Source organism: Vicinamibacteria bacterium, assembly GCA_035620555.1.
Classification (GTDB): domain Bacteria; phylum Acidobacteriota; class Vicinamibacteria; order Marinacidobacterales; family SMYC01; genus DASPGQ01.
In genome coordinates, this window is record DASPGQ010000747.1 from 1 (window position 1) to 4,587 (window position 4,587).

General features: G+C 60.7%; 9 protein-coding genes. 2 read left to right on the plus strand and 7 right to left on the minus strand.

The window, feature by feature from the left end:
- The coding region (locus VEK15_29885) for a hypothetical protein (GenBank protein HXV64946.1) at positions 1-309 on the plus strand (309 nt) is incomplete at its 5' end.
- A gap of 37 nt (positions 310-346) precedes the next feature.
- Here VEK15_29885 and VEK15_29890 read toward each other — a convergent pair.
- Together VEK15_29890 and VEK15_29895 are read right to left on the minus strand one after the other, a co-directional pair.
- A complete protein-coding gene (locus VEK15_29890; protein ID HXV64947.1) occupies positions 347-778 on the minus strand; it encodes a type II toxin-antitoxin system VapC family toxin in 432 nt (143 codons plus the stop codon).
- Positions 775-1,005, minus strand: coding sequence for an Arc family DNA-binding protein (locus tag VEK15_29895; protein ID HXV64948.1), 231 nt, complete (start codon positions 1,003-1,005; stop codon positions 775-777). The genes VEK15_29890 and VEK15_29895 overlap by 4 nt, the downstream gene beginning before the upstream one ends.
- Positions 1,006-1,246: 241 nt before the next feature.
- Here VEK15_29895 and VEK15_29900 point away from each other — a divergent pair, with 241 nt between their 5' ends.
- Positions 1,247-1,531, plus strand: coding sequence for a hypothetical protein (locus VEK15_29900; GenBank protein HXV64949.1), 285 nt, complete (start codon positions 1,247-1,249; stop codon positions 1,529-1,531).
- Between the two features lie 35 nt (positions 1,532-1,566).
- On the opposite strand, the gene VEK15_29905 is transcribed toward VEK15_29900, so the two are convergent.
- The 5 genes from VEK15_29905 to VEK15_29925 form a co-directional block, all read right to left on the minus strand.
- Positions 1,567-2,007: a zinc-ribbon domain containing protein gene (locus VEK15_29905; protein ID HXV64950.1), complete on the minus strand. Its 441-nt coding sequence runs from the start codon at positions 2,005-2,007 to the stop codon at positions 1,567-1,569.
- A gap of 105 nt (positions 2,008-2,112) precedes the next feature.
- Positions 2,113-2,499, minus strand: a complete 387-nt coding sequence (locus VEK15_29910) for a DUF488 family protein (protein ID HXV64951.1) — start codon at positions 2,497-2,499, stop codon at positions 2,113-2,115.
- A 9-nt stretch (positions 2,500-2,508) separates the two neighbouring features.
- Entirely contained in the window at positions 2,509-2,943 is a 435-nt protein-coding gene (locus VEK15_29915; GenBank protein ID HXV64952.1) for a GNAT family N-acetyltransferase, read from the minus strand.
- 2 nt (positions 2,944-2,945) lie between these two features.
- Positions 2,946-3,965 carry a hypothetical protein gene (locus VEK15_29920; protein HXV64953.1) on the minus strand — a complete coding sequence of 340 codons (1,020 nt, stop codon included), beginning with the start codon at positions 3,963-3,965 and terminating at the stop codon, positions 2,946-2,948.
- 2 nt (positions 3,966-3,967) lie between these two features.
- A complete protein-coding gene (locus VEK15_29925) occupies positions 3,968-4,531 on the minus strand; it encodes a DUF4256 domain-containing protein (protein HXV64954.1) in 564 nt (187 codons plus the stop codon).
- Positions 4,532-4,587 lie beyond the last annotated feature (56 nt).

Here is a 4,587-nt window from a genome sequence, read left to right on the forward strand (position 1 = left end):
CCGGTCGAGCCCGATCCGGCGAGCCCGATCGTGCTCGTGGGGGACAGTCACGACCTCGTTTTCCATGGAGGTGAGGACATGCATGCGAAGGGCTCGGGTCTCGTCGATCAACTGGCGTACGAGCTCGGCGTCCCGCTCGACCTCGTAGCGGTGCGCGGTAGCGGGGCGACTCCAGCGCGAGTCAACCTCCTGAGGCGCGCTCAGCGAGACCCGGACTACTGGACGCGAAAGCGGCTGTTGATCTGGTGTTTCGCCGCCCGGGAGTTCACCGAGGCCGACGGATGGGGCCTCGTGCCAATTACGCCGTAGACAGCGGTCAGGCCGGTTCCAGTTTTGTTTTGAGGGCCTATCGCTCCTGCTCTTCTTCGAACGGATTGAGCAGACTCACACCGCACTCCTCGAAATCATCCACGTTCCGAGTAGCGACCGCGAAGCGGTTTGCTCGCGCGATCGAGGCGATCTGCCCGTCGAGGATCGACATCGGGCGACCGAGCGTCTTGCGGCGTCCCATCACCTCACCGTATGCACGTGCGGCTTCTAGGTCGAAGCCCAGAATCCGCCGATCGAACCCGTCGGCAATGAACTTTTCGAAGCGAGCCTCGAGCGAGCGTCGCCGTTTCCCATCCGGCATGGCGTAGAGGCCGTAGCCGATCTCTGCGAGCGAAATCGACGATAAGTAGAGTGTCGTCGTTTCCTGACGGTTCAGCCAGTCGATCACCGAACGTTTCGGCGATGGCTTCATCATCTCGGAAACGACGTTCGTATCGAGAACGATCATTCATCGACGCTCATGGGCTCGTGAGGCCCTCGCGGTGGCAGTTCTAAATCGACGCCGTCCTCTCCGAAGTACTCGAGAGCGAGGTCACCCAGCCGCTCTGGAGCAGAAACCGCGCGCCGGAGAATCTGACGAACCTCTTCTTCCATCGAGACACCGTGTTTCGCCGCGCGAATCCTTAGCAACTCGTAAACTTCGTCGTCAATCCTTCTGACACTAATGCTTGCCATGCCCAATGCTAGCACAGTGCTAGCATTGCACTCCAGTGCTAGCAGACCCAGCACTCCCGGTGAAATGCTAGCTTCTTCCGCGCCCCAGGTACATGATACCTAGCCGCTTGAAAGCTCCGTCAATCGACGGGGAGGTGGGACTTCTCGTGAGGCGGATTCGGCATGAATGTGCTAAACGGTCGTATGGGGACGCTGGGTATTCCCCCGTATCGAGCTGCCCAGATCGTTTCGGAGAAACACCATGATGAACGTTGCTTTCCTTCTGAGTTCGATGCTGCTCCTGCAAACTCTCGATGCGACCGAACAGTTGTTGCGCGATCTCACCGATGCCCACGGCGTCCCGGGGTTCGAGGGGGAGGTTCGGGACATTCTGCGGCGCGAGTGGCAGCCGGTGTTGTCCAACTTGCGCACGGACGGCATCGGGAACCTTCTCGGTGAACGCCGCGGGAGCGCCGATTCCCCGAGGGTGCTCCTCATGGTCGAAGGGCTCACCGCCGACGAGGTCCGGAAGATCACGACGTACTGACAATCCTTACGTTCCACGCGACGGCCTCGGCTCGCTTACCCGCTCGGCTTCGTTCGCTCGAGCTGACGGGCGAGGCGCCGCCGATTCTCGTTGATGCGTGACGGGAGCTCCCCGCCCAGCTCGTAGAGCTGATCGATCACGAGAGCGATGCGCTTCTTGAGCTCGGCGTCGCCCGATCGAAGCGCTTCCTCGACATGGCGATCGTACTCCTTGCGGGCGGCCTTCAGCTCGCGGAGCGCTCGCCGGCAAGAAAGGCAGTGTTTCGGAAGAGAGTCGACCCAGAACCCATACTCCTCGTACCAGACGTGCTGCTCCTCTGCGGTGAACCCGAACTTCTCGCCGCAGCGGTCGCATGGAAAGACCGCGTCGACGTACCAATACCGGGGACACATGGAGCAATTCTGATTCTCGGGATTGGCCCGGACCGCGCTCTCGAAGTCCAGGTGGAGGGCCCGGTAGAAGAAATGGGTGGGCATGTCACGAGGATCCACGCGTCCGAAATCACCCACGTGAAGAAGCTTAGAGCGAAGGCCACCGGAATTTCCAGCTCGTCGCCGCGTCGTCCGAGCCGCACTTCCGGCTCACTCGACTCGAGCGCCGCGCTCCTTCAAGAGCTCGCGGAGAACCGACCGGTGGCATCGTGACTCATCCTTGCAGTAACACCCGACCGAGAAGCTCGATTGGCGTGACATTGCGGCGAGGAGATCGAGGATCCGGACCTTGTCCGGAGCCGCCATCTCGGCGCGATATTTCTTCACGAACGCGGCCCACTGCCGCTCGGTGCTCGCTGCTTTCGCGAGCTTGACGGCTTGAGCGCTCGGGGCGAGCTCGGGGAACCAGACATCGTACCAGTTCTGCGCGGCGTGCTGGCTCTTCGGGACCCCGCGAGGCGGGTGTCTCACGGTACCGATGCGCAGGCCTTCGCCGCGTTTTCGATTCGTACCCAGCCTGACGATGCGTACACTCATTGGCCCACCTCAGAATGTCTTTCGTAGGTGGTAGTCGGTGTGCCCCGGCGGGTAGTCCGGGAGCGTGGCATACACTTCGTAGCCGAAACGACGGTAGAAGTCCGGCGCCTGGAAGTCGAACGTGCTGAGGAACGCCCCACGGGCTCCGCTCGACACCGCTTCGCGCTCGGCCTTCGCGAGGAGCTGCCGACCCAAACCGCGTCCGCGAAACTCTTCAGCCAACCACAGGTCGGTGATGTGAAGCCAACCGCCCCACACGGTGCCAAGGAGCCCTCCCTGGATGGCGCGATCGCGGTCGCGCACGAACAGCGCGATGTTCTGGTGCTCCGTCAGTCCCGTAACGGCGAAGTTGAACTGATACAGGCCCTCGCGCACAGCACCGATTTCGTCAGCCGTCGCGCCCGGCTCCGAGGAGATGCTGAGACCTTCGGAATCCAGCTGCATCGTTAGCCTCCCTGCTTTTGCAGAAAATCGAAGCGGATGACCTTATTGGGATCGCCTGACCGGTAGCTTTGAACGAACGTGTGGTCGATCGCGACTTCGACGCTCCAGCCTTCGACGAGCTCCTTCAGCGGTGGCACCGGCGCGATTTCCGGATAGCCACCAGCCGGGAACTCGTCAAACAGTCGATCCAGGAACGGAGCTACCAATTGCTCGTATCGCTCCTGCGCTGAGGACCGCTCCGACATGAGGCGATCGAGGGATGTCATGGGGGCGGGATACTTCCGAGGAGACTGATATCCCGTCCAGATCGCGTCTGCCGGAAATACGAAATGGACGCGGTCGCGAACGCCGGCGTTGAGCAGGCCGTGCAGCGTCATCTGGGCGTTCCGAAGCGTGCAGACGATGAAATCGCCGCCGCTGAACACGACCCGCTCGGCGTCGACGACGATCTCGTGCTCCTGCCCCTCGCTGACGACCGCCAGATCGGGCTCGCGGTCCTCGGTGTACCAGAACGGGTAGTCTTGGCTCACGAAGTAGACGACCGGATGCCCGCGGGTCTTGAACTCGCGCACGAGCCGATCGATTCCAGGCTTGGCGACCGCGGTGTGATCCCAGCCGTCCAGATTGGCGTGGCCGACGAAGAGCAGCTCCGTGCCGGCGATCCTATCGACCTCGGTGTGATGTGTCGTGGGCATCGGCGGCCTCGCATCCGGCTCGACCTCGATCGAGAGAACCCGTTCGCCGACGTCACTGCGCACGAGCACCTCGGACCTCCCGGGTGACACCGCTTCGAGCCGAATCGAATCGACCACCCGGACCACCGCGGGGTTACGGCTCTCCAGGCGATAGTCTTCGACGAAGCTCGGCGCGCCATCTTGTCGGTGCATGACCGTGTAGTGGATCTGGTCCCCTACGAGCAGGCGTGTGTACTCCGGGTAGATCTCGAGAGGGGACTGCGGTGTCCGCGCACAGCCAGCGATGGCAACCACCGCGGCGACACGAAAGAGATTCATTAGATGCAAGTTCAGACCCTTAGCGAGCCACGGAATCCCCTGGCGCCAAAGTAAGACTGCGCACCGTTGTGATACACGAAGACACTGCCGTAGCGGCGATCGCAAAAAAGGGCCCCGCCATGTTTTCTGATATCAGGAGGTGTTTTCACCCAGCTCGACGTTTTCGTATCGAAGTCTCCGAGTCTCTGCAGCTCCCGATATTGCGCTTCTGTCAAAAGCTCGATGCCCATCGCCGCGGCCATATCGATCGCGTTGCCTCTTGGTTTATGTTCTTTCCTTGATTTCAGTGCTTCGCGGTCGTAACAAACATTTCTGCGCCCTTTAGGGCTCTCCGCTGAACAGTCACAGAAAATGTATTCACCCGTCTTCTTATCATGACCAACAACATCCGGTTCACCGCCAGTCCTTTCCATTTCATTGAGCGACCACAGCTTTTCATCATTGGCTTCCAGCTTTTCTTGCACCCGAGCCCATTCGAGGCCTTTATGGCGGTTCATGTTTTGCTCAGAACGGGCTTTCAACGTTCTGAGTAGTTCTTCCCGTTGTTTTGCATTCACGTTTTTTGCTTTCTGCATCTCTGTCTTTACTTTTGGGTGAACACGTTCGCGTCGAGCGCCGCGTCGGCTATTCG

Coding starts and splice junctions, on each gene's coding strand:
- VEK15_29910 (HXV64951.1), bottom strand. CDS start 2,499: ATGAGTGTACGCATCGTCAGGCTGGGTACGAATCGAAAACGCGGCGAA.
- VEK15_29905 (HXV64950.1), bottom strand. CDS start 2,007: ATGCCCACCCATTTCTTCTACCGGGCCCTCCACCTGGACTTCGAGAGC.
- VEK15_29890 (HXV64947.1), bottom strand. CDS start 778: ATGATCGTTCTCGATACGAACGTCGTTTCCGAGATGATGAAGCCATCG.
- VEK15_29915 (HXV64952.1), bottom strand. CDS start 2,943: ATGCAGCTGGATTCCGAAGGTCTCAGCATCTCCTCGGAGCCGGGCGCG.
- VEK15_29900 (HXV64949.1), top strand. CDS start 1,247: ATGATGAACGTTGCTTTCCTTCTGAGTTCGATGCTGCTCCTGCAAACT.
- VEK15_29895 (HXV64948.1), bottom strand. CDS start 1,005: ATGGCAAGCATTAGTGTCAGAAGGATTGACGACGAAGTTTACGAGTTG.
- VEK15_29925 (HXV64954.1), bottom strand. CDS start 4,531: ATGCAGAAAGCAAAAAACGTGAATGCAAAACAACGGGAAGAACTACTC.